This is a genomic window from Paenibacillus amylolyticus (assembly GCF_036894225.1).
In the GTDB taxonomy this organism is placed as follows: domain Bacteria; phylum Bacillota; class Bacilli; order Paenibacillales; family Paenibacillaceae; genus Paenibacillus; species Paenibacillus amylolyticus.
In genome coordinates, this window is the sequence record NZ_CP145892.1 from 3,471,389 (window position 1) to 3,487,987 (window position 16,599).

Here is a 16,599-nt window from a genome sequence, read left to right on the forward strand (position 1 = left end):
TTCATTTTTAATGAACTAAAGATTCAATAACATCAATTTTACTGTTCATTTCATTCATTTTATAATGTTCATATTCTGAAAGATATATAAACATAATTGTTAAAGGTGGATGGTTAAATTGGTACAAAAAAATAAATTGTTTGAACCTGTCAACGTTGGTTATAACTTTCTAAAAAATCGTGTAGGAGTAGCTCCAATGACTCGTACGAGTGCTACTCCGGAAGGTCTTGCCACGGAGCAGATGGCTGAATATTATGCGTCTTTTGCTCGTGGAGGTTTTGGATTTGTCATTACAGAAGGAACATACACAGATCAATTGTACAGTCAATGTTACTTTAACCAACCTGGCTTGATAAATGAAGAACAAGCTATTGCTTGGAAAAAAGTCGTGGATACTGTACATGAAGCGGATGCTGCAATTATAGTTCAGCTTGAGCATGCAGGAGCACTTTCTCAAGGAAATCGCTTCAGTTCCCATAACCTAGCTCCTTCAGAAGTGCAACCTAAAGGAGATCCTTTGGCGTTCTATGGTGGAGTTGATAAATTTCCTACTCCGATAGCTGCAACAAAGCAAGATATCGAACAAGTGATTCAGGGATTTGTGGAATCAGCAATCCGGGCAAAAGCAGTAGGGTTTGATGGTGTTGAAATTCATGGAGCCAATGGTTACTTGCTTGATCAATTCTTGACCGACTACACTAATGAACGATCAGATGAGTATGGCGGTTCGACCGAAAATCGGGTACGGCTTTTAATTGAAGTTTCATCTGCAGTCCGTAAAGCCGTTGGACCGAATTTTACAGTAGGTATTCGAATTTCTCAAGCCAAAGTCAATGACTATATCCATAAATGGGGTGGAGGTGAAGCAGATGCTAAAGTCATTTTCGGTGGATTAGGGCAAACCGGGCTTGATTACATTCATGTGACTGAATATAAGGCATGGAAGCCTGCTTTCGAAGAGAATGGGCCTTCATTGGTACAACTAGCTAAAAGATTTTCAGGTAAAATTGTCATTGCCAACGGTCAACTTGAAGATCCATTAAAAGCATCTGAAATCATCACTGATGATAAGGCTGATCTCGTGACATTAGGAAAGGGAGCTCTAGCTAACCACGATTGGGTTACTAAAGTTAAAGAAGGTAAGCTACTAGCTGAGATGAGAGAGGATAAGATACTGCGACCAGATGCAACGATCAAAAATTTTGAAATCCTTTAATGGGAACAGACAAAAGTATTTTACTCAATTATTTCAAACTGAGGATGTCATACTATCTGTGTAGAGCTCTCAATCAGTGGTATGCATTCTCGACACCAAATAAATGGCTTTCAGAACTTATTGAGCAATAATAGTATTGCCATAGGTCGTTTTAAACGGATGACCTGTGGCAATTAAGGTAGAAAACAGACATTCAATTAGTGGGTTGCAATTATATACTAATTAATATTGGGAAATATCCATTTCAAAGTGATTTTAACGTTCTTATTCAGATAACAACGAAAGATGCCTGAACCTTTGATACCGCCTGTGGAATTCATCTATAAGTTACACACTATCTTTTTGGAAAGTACCTATCATAAAAGTGCGTACTATTCATAATATGTGACTCATGTATACTAAATTGTACCTCGATGTAAAGGAGAAAAGATCATGAAAAGCAAAGAAAATTCGACAACGTTGCGTATGTTAATGCCTCAATGGCAAGGGGGAGATAATCCTAATTACTCCTTTGGAGCTGAGCTTCTTGAATGGCTAGCTCCAGAGAATAACAAGCATATAACCGTTAAAGTACCTGTTTCAATGAGCGATGATACCCCCTTGGAAAAAGAGGAAGGTATTATAGGTGATATTGTGGGAAAAGAGCAATTATTAAATCAACTTGATGCGGCAAATCATTTAATCAAAGCATATCAACCAGACCGAATTGTCATGTTTGGAGGAGACTGTTTAGTGGAGCAAGCCCCATTCGCTTATTTAAACGAACGTTACAGTGGTGAGTTGGGATTACTTTGGATTGATGCGCATCCTGATATAACAACACCAAAAGAATACTACAATGGTCATACTTATGTATTGGGTAATCTATTAGGTGAGGGAGCTCCTGAATTCGCTGCTAAAGTAGATAAGCCTTTTCGTCCAGAGAACGTAATGATCGCGGGAATAGATCAACCGACTGGCCAAGAATCGGAACTAATTTCAAGATTATCAATTAAATCAGCGTCCAGTTCTCAATTAAAAGAAAGTAGCAAAACTGTGCTGGATTGGATCGAAACGAATAGGATTAAATATTTGGTGATTCATTTGGATCTGGACGTTCTTGACCCGAAAATTTTCAGATCATTGCTCTTTGCAAATCCGTTATCAGACTTAGAGATTGATTTTCCTATGGGGAAAATGCAACTTTTTGAGGTAGCAAAATTGATCAATGAAGTTAGTGATGTCACTGATGTAGTTGGTCTCGGGATAACCGAACATCTTCCATGGGATGCAATAAACTTAAAACAACTACTTCAGAAAATGCCTATCCTTAACGATTAAGATGCTAATGCTTCAAAAGTATGCGCTTAATGAAAGGGACCATCGATATTAAGGAACAGAAGCACTTTCTTCATATAGTTAGTCTCCTTAGTAGCATTCATAAGAACTACATCTGTATTAGATAGGAGAACAAACAAGTGACTCATAATAAAACTGTTAAAACGTTACGCATGCTAATGCCCCAGTGGCAGGGAGGAAACAAACCAAGTTATATTCTTGGAGCTGAGCTCCTAGCATGGTTAGCTCCAGAAAACAATAATCATAAGACAGTTAAAGTACCTGTATCCTATAGTGAAGATATGACTCTCCACACAGAGGAAGGTATTTTAGGAGGAATCGTAGGTAAGAACCAATTGTTGAATCAACTGGATGCAGCAACTCATTTAATTGAAGCTTATAAACCCGATCGAATAGTTATGTTTGGCGGGGATTGTTTGGTTGAACAAGCGCCATTCGCCTATTTAAATGAGCGTTATAATAGTGAAGTTGGACTATTATGGATCGATGCACATCCTGACGTGGCAACCCCAGAGGTGACGCCCAACGGGCATGCTCATATATTAGGAAATCTGTTAGGTGAGGGAGCGCCAGAATTTTCTCAAAAGGTTAAAAAGCCTTTCTTACCGAAGAACGTTATGTTAGCGGGACTTGTTCAAACAACTGAACATGAATCGGAACTTATTTCTAGGTTATCTATTAGTTCAGCAACTAGCGCCGAATTAAAGGATAATAATAAACCAATATTGGACTGGATTTCAGAAAATCAAATCAAATACGTAGTAATTCATTTGGATTTGGATGTACTTGATCCGAAGATTTTCAGGTCATTGTCATTTGCTAAGCCGCTGTCTGACAAAATTCATACTCGTATGGGTACGATGCAACTTACAGAGCTGATAACTTTAATACAAGAAGTTAGCTTGTTAACTACGGTTGTTGGACTAGGTATCACAGAACATCTTCCATGGGATGCTATAAACTTAAAAAATTTACTTAAGGATATGCCAATTCTAAAAAACTAAAAGAGAGTTTTTTGAAAATTGGTAGATGTACTGATGATTATATATACTTGAGCAATTTTAGCTAATCGCTCATATAGATTAGAAATGTAAAAAATCACAACAAAACTGCTTCGTCTTCATGAAACAAGGCGTTTGGTATTATCTAGTTAAGCGTGGAGTCAGAGATGCCTACTGGTCCAAGAGTTTCATCCGACATCGTGATTGGCAAACCGAAAACTTCCATGGGAATTTACAATTGTAGCTGATAAATAAACGGAAAGTGCTATCCAGAGAAAAACCACTCCTTTGCCGGAGTGGCTTCTTTGGATCACACGGAATAAGTGAATTAGTAGACAGTTATATAACCTGAAAATAGTTCAATTACCGACAGGTAATCCATCTCCAATCGTTAGACTACCGCCGACATTAGATAATCGCCTTGCTTCACTTCCTGTTCAGTAGTTTTTAACACGTCCAAGTAGTTGGCGGAGTTGGTAACGATGACTGAGGTGGCAGTGATGTAACCGGCTGTCCGGATTTGCTCCGCGTCAAACTCTACAAGCAGTTGCCCGCAAGAAACCCGATCGCCCTCTTTAACTTTTTTCTCAAAAAATTGTCCTTTTAGCTTTACCGTATTCACTCCAATATGGATCAGAAGCTCCATGCCACTGTCCGTGGTCAGACCGAGCGCATGACCGGTAGGGAATACGGTGGTTACGACACCATTGATTGGCGATACCAAAATTCCATCAGTGGGTTCAATGACAAGCCCCTGTCCCATGGCACCTGAAGAGAAGGCGGGATCGGGCAAATCTTCAAGTAGCTGAACACTGCCTTTAAGCGGACTCACAATGATTTCCTTGTTTAACCGAGATTCACTTGGCTCAATCGCTTGTTTTTCCTGTCCAGAAGTTTCAATCTGCGGCTCCTCAACAGTAGCCTCAAGATCCTTGAATCCAAGTAGCAACGTGAGTAGAAAAGCCAGGACAAAAGATACGGAAACACCGATCACAACCGAGGCGAACCCCGTTGTCACGTAAGTAGGAAAAGCGAGCAGGCTGGGAAGTGAGTAAGCGACTGCCCGACCACCCCCGACTCCGATAATTGCGCCCCCGATCGCTGCGGAAATACATGCGTAAATGAACGGTTTTTTCAATCGTAAAGTAACTCCGTAAATGCCTGGTTCCGTGATTCCGAAAATCGCAGTAATCGTAGCAGATCCGGAAAGGGTTTTAAGCTGTGAATTGCGGGTTTTCAGCATAACGGCGAGCAAAGCACCGGCTTGAGCCAGCACGGCTGCGGTCAACATCGGCCGCATTAAGTCATAGCCTATTGTCGCCAGATTATTAAGTGTAATTGGAAGAAAAGCCCAGTGAAGTCCGAAGATAACAATGACCTGCCAGAAACCACCAGTGACTGCTCCTGCCAACATTGGGCTGAATTGCATGAGTGAGGTAAAACCGCTAGCTAACCCCTGACTAACACTGTTGCCGATCGGTCCAAAAGCAAGAATGGTAAGCGGGACGACAATTAGAAGCGACAGCATCGGCACAAGAATATTGCGGATAGACTGGTGAATAATCGAGTTGAACCATTTTTCTATATGAGATTGAACCCACACCGCCAGAAGGATTGGAAACACGGTGGAAGTGTACATCACAAGCACAATGGGGATGCCTAAGAAATCATAAGTTTGACCGCTATTAAACGCAGCGGAAATGGTCGGAAAGACCAGGGCTCCTGCAATAGCCAAGGATACGTTCATATTAGCTTTGAATTTCCTTGCGGCAGTAACTGCCAAAAATATGGGCAAAAAGGTGAATACACTGCTTGATGCCGCGTTTAAAATTAGATAAGTTCCTGAGGTGTCATCTAGCCAGCCGAGCGCCACAGACAAAACAACCAGACCTTTGAGCAATCCAGCTCCAGCTAGCGCACTGAGCAGCGGGGAAAAAACACTGGAAATAAGATCTACGGTTTTTCCGAATATTCCTGTTTTTTCTGCATTCTCTTTAGTATCCGTTTTGCTGCCGCCATCTTGAAGGTTGGTGTGCTCCATGATTCCTTCATAAACTTTGGACACGTTATTGCCGATGACGACTTGAAATTGACCGCCGCTTTTCACAACGGTGATGACTCCAGCTATATTTTTCAACGCCTGTTCATTCGCTTTTGTATGATCTTTCAGGGTGAATCTAAGCCTGGTTGCACAGTGATATACATCATTCACATTAGATTCACCGCCAACAAGTTCAATAACACGTATGAACAGTTCTTTGTCTTTATTACTCATAGCATATTGCCTCCTTCATGATGGGTAATTGATCTCAGGTTGTGAGCTGTTCGTTCCTGATGTGCCGGCTTACATCGTTTCACTTCCAAAAAGCAGCAAAACCTGAACTCGTGGCAAAATAAAAAGAAAAATCATTTTGCCATCAGTCCAGGTTTTGCCTGCTTTACCAGTCACAATCCTTTATCTAATGTGTTGTATATGAAGTTTTAGCTTGAAAGAAATAGGGCTATAAAGTGCTTCGTTCAGTAAGCCGCTGGATATGAATGGTTAAGTAAACGAATTCATCTTTGTTTAAGGACTGTACATACGTTTTTTCTAAGTACTCGTTGATCTTGCAAGTGCAAGAAAAGGCTCTGACATAAGTCTTTTTCACCTGCTGATATAAAAAATCTTCGCCGCTTTGGTGAATCTCGTGGCGCAATAAGCGCATGGCGAAATATTGAAGGTGTGTTAAGAAACGCGAATAATTTAAGCTCGATTCATCAAGAACAGTGCCGTAATGGTACGTGACGATTTTCAAAATCTCGTTGACAATTTCAGTCATCTTTATCGTCATTTTCATTTCAGTGCCGTCAAGTCGGGCATTGACGACATGTAAGGCGATAAAACCAGCCTCATCTTCCCCGAGCGAAACTCCAATCATGTCGCTGATTAACTGCAGAGCATCCAATCCGATACTGAATTCCGTTTTATAGAAACGTTTAATTTCGAACAGCATGGCATTTTTAATCTCCATACCTTTGTTCTTACGTTGGATGGCAAAACTAATATGGTCGGTTAACGACAGATAAATATTGTCGCTGAGTTCAGTACCAAGTACATGGTTGGCGTGTTTTACGATCTCGTTCACAACTTCGAAATGAACGGCGGGTAATTCATGTATCAGTTCAGCCATTTTTACAGCAAATGCATGCTCGGCTAAATGGAAGATTTTATCGATCTTGTGTTCATCGACCACATCACCTGCACTTTTTTGGAAGGAGATGCCTTTACCCATAACGATGACTTCCTTCCCCTTTGTATTGCGGGTCAGCAGAAGGTTATTGTTTAATACTTTTTCAATAATCATGTGCATCGGCTCCTTGTTTTCTGCAATATGCATAAAAAAAACCTAAGATAGTTCAAACGCCGCCAATTGGTTAACGGCATTCAAACTTTCTTAGGTATTGCCCGAATCAACGGTCACAATCCTTATTTGAGGTAACTATAGCACAAGTGATAAAGCGGTTTCAAGTTACAAATTAATCCCATTTAATCCCATAAAAAAAGTTCTTGACATGTAATGCATTACACAAGATAGAGTCCAAATTGAGAACACAATAGAACAAGGAGGACTTCAAAATGAAAAAGGGATTAAAAATTGTGACGATTGGCGGCGGATCGAGTTACACCCCAGAATTGATCGAAGGTTTTATCAAACGGCATCATGAACTTCCAATACGTGAATTGTGGCTTGTAGATATTGAAGCAGGAAGAGAGAAACTTGAAATTGTAGGAGCCATGGCTAAACGGATGGTAAAAGCGGCGGGAATCGACTGTGATATTCACTTGACGCTTAATCGAAGAGAAGCGTTGGCCGATGCCGATTTTGTCACCACCCAATTCCGAGTCGGCCTTTTGGAAGCCCGTATTAAGGACGAAACGATTCCGATTAGCCATGGGATGATTGGTCAGGAAACCAACGGAGCAGGTGGGATGTTCAAAGCATTCCGTACCATTCCGGTTGTTCTTGGAATTGTTGAGGACATGAAGGAACTTTGCCCAGATGCTTGGTTAATCAATTTCACGAACCCTGCGGGAATGGTAACGGAAGCTGTGCTCCAATATGGTAAATGGGAGAAGGTCATTGGTTTGTGCAATGTTCCGATTATTTCCTCCAAGAATGAAGCTGCTGTTCTGGAAAAAAATGAAGAGGAACTGTTCTTCAAATTTGCCGGTATTAATCACCTTCACTGGCACAAAATTTATGACCGAGATGGTAAAGAGCTAACTAAACAGGCCATCGAAAAGCTCTACGGTCCTGATGCCGAGCCAGAAAAAATGGTAGAAAATATAAAAAGCATGCGTTTCTTGTATGAGCAAATTCTCCAACTGGGTATGCTGCCTTGTCCTTATCACCGGTACTATTACATGACCGACAGCATGCTTGAAGAGGAAGTAGAAGCGGTCAATGGCGAAGGAACTCGCGGGCAGGTTGTGAAACGCCTGGAGGAAAGTTTGTTTGAACTTTATAAAGATCCTAACCTGAATTACAAGCCTAAGGAATTGGAAAAACGCGGAGGAGCTTATTACAGCGACGCAGCTTGTGAAGTTATTAATTCTGTATATAACAACAAGGGAACGCATATGGTAGTCAACACACAGAACCGCGGAGCAATTAGCGATCTACCATATAACAGTGCCATCGAAGTTACAAGTATCATTACAGCCCATGGTGCAGAGCCTGTTCACTTTGGCGCATTCCCGTCCGCACAAAAAGGGCTATTGCAGGTGATGAAGGCAATGGAGGAACTGACGATCGAAGCAGCGGTCACAGGAGATTATGCAACCGCTCTACAAGCATTCACACTTAATCCGCTCGTTACCAGCGGTGACATTGCTAAGGTAGTTTTAGATGAAATGTTGGAAGCGCATAAAGAACATCTTCCGCAATTTCACAAATAATTTATTTAGAGATTGAAGTCATTCAGGCCTGTCCCTCATATAGGGACAGGCCTGAATGTTGTTCGTTCATGAAGTTTAACGGGATGGAAGAGAAAAGAACTCATGATCTCAAATGGGCTCTTTTCTTCTTTTAACAGGATGGATGTTGTTTTATGTAGATTTTCGTTCAATCAGTCTAAACTGAAGAGGATGAAGATTGGATGCCGAATTTTCCAGCATACTCATAATAATATTAAAGGCATTCTCTGCTTGTTTATCCACGGGGTAATGGATCGTTGTCAGATCCAGCAGGTGAGCGCTGTCTGTATTATCAAATCCCATGATTCCCACATCATCCGGAACCGAAAACCCCGAGCGTTGAATCTCCGTTAAAATACCTGCTGCTACCTCATCAGTCGAACAGGAAATGGCATCCGGCTTGTCCGTTTGTTCTATCCACCATCGCGCTATTTCCTCACCATCATGAATGGTGACTTTATTATGAAATTGCGGAAAGCCAGTGTTCTTCAACCCATGCTTCTGTACAAAATCCTCATAAGCTCTTATTCGCTCCAAGGTATTCTGTCCTTTGGACGAATACACGTTCAAAATTTTACGATAACCTCTGGCATACAGATATTCGAGACCCAGCGTATAACCTTGATATTGGTCCATAAATACGGACGGTATGGTGTCGCTGGTAAGACGCTGCCATGTTACAATTGGCCCATATTTCGTATAGGATTCGATGATATCCCACTCAATCGTCCGTACCAGACAAAGAAGGGCATCCACCTGTTTACTGCGTAACATTTCAAGCGCTACAAGCTCCTTATCACGATCTCCGTCTGTCATAAAAAGCATAATGTTGAATCCGTATTTTTGGGATATCATGTGGAATGAACGGACAAGTGACATCAAAAGGGGATTGTAAGTAACACCCATAACACCGATGACTTTTGTCGCTCCATTTTTTAAGGACTTTGCATTCGAATTAGGGACATAATCCAATTGCTCAATGATGTTCAAGACTTTTTCTCTTGTTAAATCGCTTACATAAGGATGTCGATTAATTACCCTTGAAACGGTTGCTGTAGAAACGCCTGCAAGACGTGCAATCTCTTGAATATTTGCCATCTGATCCACCTCATCATTAAGGATAGCACGATTTTAATTGTTTACAAGGTAGAGGCCATCATCTCGATTTGTGACCAGATAATGGCATGTTAGATGTTGAGAACAAAAACTTAAATCCTCACAAAGTGACACGTATTTTTCATATACCTTCTACGTTGGTTGACAAACCAAAACCACGTTTGTTAGAAGCTCACCTTTAACAAACGTGGTCGAGACGGCGGCTAGATAAGACGCTAAGAGCTTGAGTTTGTCCTTTCCGCCAGTTTAGTAATCAACTCGATATCTTGTTCGGTTAATTGTTCAAAAAAATGTTTGCGTATTGCCTTGGAGAGGTAGGGACGGGCATCATCTAACATTGATTTTCCAGAAGAAGTGATACTTACTTGTACTCCACGATCGTTGTCTAATGGTTTCTTCATCACGAGTCCACGTTTTTCCATACGCTTCAGATGATGAGATAATCGACTTTTATCCCAGTCCATAGAGTCGGCTAATTCCTGTTGGCGAAGACTACCATCCCCAAAAAGGACTAATCGGTCCAATACTCCAAAATCACCCTCTGACAATCCTGAGTGATCGGCCATATCTTTGACGATACGACCGAAGATGGTTTGAAAGGAACCTTTCCACATATGCCATATTCGCATTTCTTCTTCGTTAAGTTCATTTTTATCCATAGGAGCATAATAACATGGTTGACGCGTCAACTTCAATGTGCTAAATTTGATCCAAGGTTGACGCGTCAACTTAGTTCATATAGACCCACCAATCACAAAAAAAGGAGATTATAACTATGCAAGATAAACCTGTCGCTCTGGTCACCGGGGCTAATAAAGGTATCGGCCTTCAAATTGCGAAGGATCTCACGAAACAAGGATTCACCGTGCTCGTTGGATCTCGTAGCCTCGAGAATGGAGAAACTGCCTCAAAAAGCATCGGTTCAGATTCACACGCTCTCCAGCTCGACGTTACAGATGAAAACTCCATCGCTGCTGCTGCAGAACGTATTCGGAACGAATTTGGTCGTCTCGATGTACTCGTGAACAATGCGGGGATCTCGCACGCAGGCAGATCGGGTGAACCATTTCCGAACGGTGGCGCAGCGAGTGGTCTTTTGACCGTTGCTTCGCTTGAAGATATTCGTACAGTTTATGAGACTAATGTTTTTGGAGTTATTGCTGTTACGCAGGCGATGTTGCCACTTTTGCGGGAGGCCCCGGCAGCACGTATCGTCAACATAGGCAGTACCGGCGGCTCCCTTAGCTGGAACTCTATTCCCGAAAACTCGCATCGTGCGATGTTTGGTGCCTATTCGGCATCAAAATCAGCTGTTCATGCGGTGACACTTGCCTTTGCATTTGCGCTTGAATCAACAAACATCAAGGTCAATGCGGCATGTCCAGGCTTCACATCGACTGCGCTTAATAATTTTGCTGGTACTCGTAGTGTTGAACAAGGGGCTCGTGAAGCGGTCCGGCTGGCGATGATTGGAGCGGATGGCCCAACAGGAACATTCTCAGATGAGGATGGACCCATTGCTTGGTGATCATAGTTATACAATGAGGGTGAGCAACTTAAGGAGGATTTCAGGATGCGCGTTTTCGTAACAGGAGCAACAGGCTACATCGGTTCCGCTGTTACCCGGGAACTTATTGAAAGGGGGCATCAGGTCATCGGTCTCGTTCGTTCAGACAGTAGTGCTGCGAAACTAGAAGAGTCCGGGGCCGAAGTACACCGCGGTGACATCAACGATCTTGACAGCCTCCGTAGTGGTGCAGCTGCTGCGGATGGCGTCATTCATCTGGCATTCCATCACGACTTCTCGAACTTCGCTGGAGCACTCACAACAGATCTGCATGCCGTAGAAGCGATGGGGGCGGCACTTGAAGGATCTGGCAAGCCGTTCGTAATCACCACACATGTGAATGGAGTAGCAACGGAGAACATAGTGTTAGCGCTGGCAGGGCGTGGAGTGCGTACATCGATTGTAGAGCTTTGTCCATCGGTACACGGTGAGGGTGACACAGGATTTGTGCCGAGCCTGATCAATATTGCCAAGATTAAGGGCTTCTCAGCCTATGTGGGAGAGGGGAACAACCGCTGGCCGGCTGTGCATCGCCTTGATGCCGCGCATCTATATTGTCTGGCGTTAGAAAAGGCACCCGCTGGTTCACGACTAGATGGGGTCGCAGATGAAGGAGTGCCATTTTGCGACATCGCGAGTGCTATTGGTGAGCAGCTGAACGTACCTGTAGTCAGCATTTCACGCGAAGAGGCAGATGCCCATTTTGGCTTTCTCAGCACACTCGCATCGCTCGATATCCCGAGATCAAGCATTGCAACTCAGGAACTTATGGGATGGCGGCCAGTGCAACCTGCACTGATTCCCGACCTTAAACAGTCTCATTACTTCAACAACTGATTGGAATTTTCACGCCTTTTTAAAAAAATAACAACCATTAATAGAAGACACTCCATTCGTCAGGGGTGGCTTCTTCTTTTGCTAATGTATTCTTAAGACGTGGAAAAAATAGGTTCTTGAATTTCTTTCCCGATGTACAGCCGAATCCGAGATTGTGATAGGCTGTATCTACAAAAGTATTACACATTCTAAATGGAAGGGGATGATTTACCTGGATCAGGAACTTGCGACCACGATTGCTATCGAATTTAAGAACAATCAGAAGGTGTTGAATGCGATCGGTGACGAAACCCGGCAAGCCATCCTCATAGCCTTGATTCAAGGGCCGCAAAAACCCGGCATGCGCGTAGGAGAGATCAGGATGAAAACTCATCTTTCCCGACCGACCGTATCACATCATCTGAAAATATTGAAAGAATCACAGATAATAAGTGTTCGTAAAGAAGGAACTCTCAACTATTACAGCCTTGACTCCGGTAGCAAGTTGAAATTGTTGAAAAACCTGGTGAACGAGATAGAAAAGTTGCTAACGCAATGTGAAGAACAAGCATCGGAACAACAATTAGAAAAAACGGGGAGGGGGAGTTGCGAATGAATCAGACAGTCGCAGCGGCAAACGGAGTGGACATTCCTCAACTCGGGTTCGGCCTATATAAGATCAAAGACGGGGGGACCTTCGAAAGGACTGTCGAGGAGGCTATTCGAATGGGTTATCGCCATTTCGATACGGCCAAAATTTACGGTAATGAAGCGGCGCTAGGTCGGGTCATCCAAAACAGCGGCATTCCCAGGGAGGAGTTCTTCATTACCTCCAAGGTATGGACGACAGACCTGGGGTACCGTGCGACGAAAAAGGCGTTCGAGCAGACTTGCCAGAAGCTGAACGTAACATATCTCGATATGTATTTGATTCATTTTGCCGGTCCTCAATACGTGAACGCCTGGAAGGCGATGGAAGAGTTATACGACGCAGGTAAAATCAAAGTTATAGGTGTAGCCAATTTCGAGATCCGGCATCTGGAGCATCTGAAGAAACATTCCCGGATTTCGCCGATGGTAAATCAGATCGAGACCCATCCGGAATTTCCGCAACACGAATTGCATGATTATATGGTTCGACATCGGATTCTGCATGAGGCTTGGGGACCGTTGGGGCAGGGAAGCAAAGCGCTGCTGGAGCATCCGGAGCTGGTGGCAATTGCCCTTTGCCACCAGAAATCGGTTGCGCAAGTCATTTTGCGCTGGCATCTGCAACGCGGAATTATTGTCATCCCCAAATCATCGAATCCTCAACGGATAAAAGAGAACAAAGAAACATTCGACTTTGAGTTGAATGAGAAGGAAATGGAACAAATACGACGGTTGGACACGGGTAAGAGATATTCCGTAAGTCCGAATGGCTACATGGTCAACCCGTTTTATATCAATTTGATGAAGTTATTTATTCGCTCTCATTGATGGATCATATTTCTGCGGTACTGGTAGGGCGTAACTCCATATTCCACTTTGAACAACTGGATAAAATATTGATTTTTTCGGTAACCAACCATCTGGGCTATGTCGGCTACACGGAGTTCCGAATCTTGAAGCAATTGAGAAGCCTTCTCCAACCTTTTCCTGGAAATGTAGTTTGACACATTTTCGCCCGTCTCCTGTTTAAACAGTTTGGAAAAATAGACGGGATGGAGATGTGCAACTTTCCCCAGTTCGTCCAGGCTAAGGCCATGTGACAGATGGTCTTCGATATACGTTTGTACTTTGTCAACGATGGTTTGAATGGACATCTGTTTGTTGTTTCTGATCCGACTGACCCGATCCATGAGAGTTGAGGATAGTTCATCAGGATAGTGTAACTGGTTGAATATCCACTCCACGGTTTCAGAGGGATCGCGATCCTTATCCGTCAGATATACATATAGAATGGTCTCCATGAGAAAGATTGTTTTTTGCTTATGGAGATGGATTTGATCATATTTTTTAATGATATTTCCCGCCGACTCCCAATCACCGCATGACGGAGAATGGTTGAATATGCCATTGAAGTCTTCTGAGTGTAAGTCCTCATTAAGAAAGAACCTGTAGAACATCTGTCGGGTCACATTTCGATCAGTCAACAAAAATGGAGGAGACGCGACCGATTGCTCCAGTTGGATGGTCAGTTCCCCAGCAGCTTCTTCCGGAAGCAGACCGAACAGTCCCGTTCCCGCATTCCAAACGAGACGATCCAATTTGTCTCCGACAGCATGTTTTATAGCATCCTCATGTTCCTGTGTAAAACCCTCCAGCTTGAAGCAGCACATACGACGACGCCCTAAAAATTCAGTATACGCATCATATTGCTTCCTTAATGTCTCGTTATGACCAAGAAGTGAAAGCAGATACTCCAATCCATCGAAGTTCTCCCATGCAACAGATTGAGCGGGCCGTGTCTTTGTAATATTGTTGATGGCTTTGGACATTGCTTTCTCCACATCATCTTTGTCGACAGGTTTGAGCAAGTAGTCGAGCGCACCTAAACGGATTCCTTGTTGCGCATATTCGAACTCGGAGTAGCCGGAAAGGATGATCACTTTGGTTGGCAAGTTATGTTGGTGGATATGTTGAAGCAGATCAATACCAGACACCTCAGGCATTCGGATGTCAGTGATCAGAATATCGATGTGGTTTTGAGTCAACATCTCTCGGGCTTCAATCGAATTGGTCATCGTCTCGATCTGATCAATGCCAAAGGTGTTCCAATCGAGCAAGTGCTTCATGTATTCAACGACATAATGTCCGTCATCCACAATTAATAATCGCATTAGTTATCTCCTTTCACCACGGGAATGCTGATGAGCAGCAGCACGGACAAGCCGCCCCAATCATTAGTAGTAAAATGTAACCCGCTACGTTCGCCGTACGTATTTTTCAGACGTTGATTTACATTCCAGAGCCCTACGCCTTTAATTCCTTCAGACGGGGTATCGCTCTCAAGCCGAGCCTCTAGGCTGCGGATATCATCCAGCGAAAGACCTTTGCCGTCATCGGAGACCTTGATCGTTATTCCAGCCTCCGTCTGTTTTACTTCAATCGTCACCCGATGGGCACCTTGTTGTCCTTCAATGCCATGTTGAATCGCATTTTCAACCACTGGCTGGATGATCAGCGGCATGAGGGGAATGGAGGACAGTTCAGGCGGCAGATCAATGCTGTACTCCATTTTTTTGCTAAGAGCCATAATTATCAGGAAATGTTCCGCAAACTGAAGCTCGCTTTCCAGCGTGACTTCATGCCGGTCCAATTTGGTTAAATAACGATAATATTCAGCCAGATGTTTGCTCATGCGCATGACAGAATCAGGTGAGAATTGAGCCACCGACATGATGAAAAACAAACTGTTGTACAAAAAATGGGGATTGATCTGAGCCTGGAGTTGTTGAAGTTCCGCACTTCGTCTTAGTTCCGTTTCAGTCTTCAAGGATACGAACAGATCCTGGATCTCGGTAACCATATGATTAAAACTTCTGAACAGGCTGTAAAACTCTCTATCCGTATTTTCGGTAATACGAGTATTATGATTGCCTTGTTCGACCTGTGAAAACTTCCGCTCCAACAAACGAATATTACGGTAATAGTTCCGGTAAAACGTAAAGATCACAACCAGACCAAGCGTGAAAACGGCTAAAATGCTAGCAAAAAAAACTTTACGGTTGCGGTCAAACGGTTGCAGAAAATCATTCGTCTGTGTATATGTAATCAGGTAGGCGTCGATTGATTCAATATATCGGGAAAGAACATAGTAATCGTCCGACTTGGTGTGATAATCATATTTCAAAGTGATCTCCGGCTGTGGAGAAATCATTTCAGTAACCGCTTTCAATAGATCGTTGTCGACTTCTTTCTCACTCCATAACTGATGGGAATTAAACCAAAAAAAAGCGTTTGAGCTGTTGTTGTTCACAGCCTTTTTCAGCAGATTTTTCAAATAATCAGTATTCAGCTTTACACCAACGACGTACTGAGTCGGTTCATTTTGTCCGGGTTTTTGGATGTAAGGGTAGAGGGCAAAGTAATACAAGCCATTGCCGACGATTTGCCATCCCCGTTGATGAACATCCTTGAACGGAAGTCTTGCCTCCGGCGTACTGTTGGTGGACAGAAACGTTTCTTCAGACTTCCAGTAAATGCCGATCGATTCAATCGATCGACTGGAGAGGAGCGTTTGCCGCAAGCGATCAACAATATCGTTTTTCTTCATTTGAGAATCGTAATTGCTCAGTTCGATAACATGCCTCTGATAAAATCGGACATCACTGTCTGCAGCATATTGAACCCCGTACATGTTAGCTTCGTATATAATCCCGTCTAATATGCCTTTCACATAATCAAGCTGGTTTTTGGAAGCGCCAATCAGATTTTCTTCAAGTGTCTTGGAGCTCAATCGATTCATCACGAAAAACAAACTTAACGTCAGCAGCAGAAAAAAAACAAAGAAATAGATGAATCGCTTCATATACATTTTTCTGATCATATGTGTTTCCTTTCATATCGTCAAACGCAGAAGTTTAAAATCCAGATCGGATTAACT

General features: G+C 43.0%; 14 protein-coding genes. 8 read left to right on the plus strand and 6 right to left on the minus strand.

Annotated elements, in window-relative coordinates:
- The first annotated feature begins 118 nt into the window (after positions 1–118).
- The 3 genes from V6668_RS15510 (at position 119) to V6668_RS15520 (ending at position 3,558) form a co-directional block, all read left to right on the plus strand.
- Positions 119–1,216, plus strand: coding sequence for an NADH:flavin oxidoreductase (locus V6668_RS15510; RefSeq protein WP_338706025.1), 1,098 nt, complete (start codon positions 119–121; stop codon positions 1,214–1,216).
- Positions 1,217–1,648: 432 nt separating this feature from the next.
- Entirely contained in the window at positions 1,649–2,536 is an 888-nt protein-coding gene (locus V6668_RS15515; RefSeq protein ID WP_036671243.1) for an arginase family protein, read from the plus strand.
- A gap of 170 nt (positions 2,537–2,706) precedes the next feature.
- Positions 2,707–3,558, plus strand: a complete 852-nt coding sequence (locus V6668_RS15520; RefSeq protein WP_338708954.1) for an arginase family protein — start codon at positions 2,707–2,709, stop codon at positions 3,556–3,558.
- 388 nt (positions 3,559–3,946) lie between these two features.
- Here the strand turns inward: V6668_RS15520 and V6668_RS15525 are convergent, their stop codons facing one another.
- Together V6668_RS15525 and licT are read right to left on the minus strand one after the other, a co-directional pair.
- Positions 3,947–5,830 carry a beta-glucoside-specific PTS transporter subunit IIABC gene (locus V6668_RS15525; RefSeq protein WP_338706026.1) on the minus strand — a complete coding sequence of 628 codons (1,884 nt, stop codon included), beginning with the start codon at positions 5,828–5,830 and terminating at the stop codon, positions 3,947–3,949.
- A gap of 226 nt (positions 5,831–6,056) precedes the next feature.
- Entirely contained in the window at positions 6,057–6,899 is an 843-nt protein-coding gene (gene licT, locus V6668_RS15530; protein ID WP_282321376.1) for a BglG family transcription antiterminator LicT, read from the minus strand.
- Positions 6,900–7,171: 272 nt separating this feature from the next.
- On the opposite strand from licT, the gene V6668_RS15535 reads away from it, so the two are divergent.
- A complete protein-coding gene (locus V6668_RS15535; RefSeq protein WP_076253107.1) occupies positions 7,172–8,494 on the plus strand; it encodes a 6-phospho-beta-glucosidase in 1,323 nt (440 codons plus the stop codon).
- A 150-nt stretch (positions 8,495–8,644) separates the two neighbouring features.
- Here V6668_RS15535 and V6668_RS15540 read toward each other — a convergent pair whose 3' ends face one another.
- Complete coding sequence (locus tag V6668_RS15540) at positions 8,645–9,610, minus strand: LacI family DNA-binding transcriptional regulator (protein WP_076253108.1); 966 nt, start codon at positions 9,608–9,610, stop codon at positions 8,645–8,647.
- A 233-nt stretch (positions 9,611–9,843) separates the two neighbouring features.
- Positions 9,844–10,287, minus strand: coding sequence for a MarR family winged helix-turn-helix transcriptional regulator (locus V6668_RS15545; RefSeq protein ID WP_076253214.1), 444 nt, complete (start codon positions 10,285–10,287; stop codon positions 9,844–9,846).
- Between the two features lie 116 nt (positions 10,288–10,403).
- Between V6668_RS15545 and V6668_RS15550 the strand changes: the two genes are divergently transcribed.
- The 4 genes from V6668_RS15550 to V6668_RS15565 all read left to right on the plus strand — a co-directional run bounded on the left by V6668_RS15550 (position 10,404) and on the right by V6668_RS15565 (position 13,490).
- A complete protein-coding gene (locus V6668_RS15550; protein WP_338706027.1) occupies positions 10,404–11,156 on the plus strand; it encodes an SDR family oxidoreductase in 753 nt (250 codons plus the stop codon).
- A 45-nt stretch (positions 11,157–11,201) separates the two neighbouring features.
- A complete protein-coding gene (locus V6668_RS15555) occupies positions 11,202–12,032 on the plus strand; it encodes an SDR family oxidoreductase (protein WP_338706029.1) in 831 nt (276 codons plus the stop codon).
- Positions 12,033–12,234: 202 nt separating this feature from the next.
- On the plus strand, positions 12,235–12,627 hold the full coding sequence (locus V6668_RS15560; protein WP_047843023.1) for an ArsR/SmtB family transcription factor: 393 nt from the start codon (positions 12,235–12,237) through the stop codon (positions 12,625–12,627).
- A complete protein-coding gene (locus V6668_RS15565) occupies positions 12,624–13,490 on the plus strand; it encodes an aldo/keto reductase (RefSeq protein ID WP_076317853.1) in 867 nt (288 codons plus the stop codon). Before V6668_RS15560 ends, V6668_RS15565 begins: the two co-directional genes overlap by 4 nt.
- Here V6668_RS15565 and V6668_RS15570 read toward each other — a convergent pair.
- On the minus strand, positions 13,484–14,833 hold the full coding sequence (locus V6668_RS15570) for a response regulator (RefSeq protein WP_338706030.1): 1,350 nt from the start codon (positions 14,831–14,833) through the stop codon (positions 13,484–13,486). The genes V6668_RS15565 and V6668_RS15570 overlap by 7 nt on opposite strands.
- The gene (locus V6668_RS15575) at positions 14,833–16,542 is read right to left on the minus strand and encodes a sensor histidine kinase (protein WP_338706031.1); all 1,710 of its coding nucleotides are present in this window, start codon (positions 16,540–16,542) and stop codon (positions 14,833–14,835) included. The genes V6668_RS15570 and V6668_RS15575 overlap by 1 nt, the downstream gene beginning before the upstream one ends.
- Between the last annotated feature and the right edge of the window lie 57 nt (positions 16,543–16,599).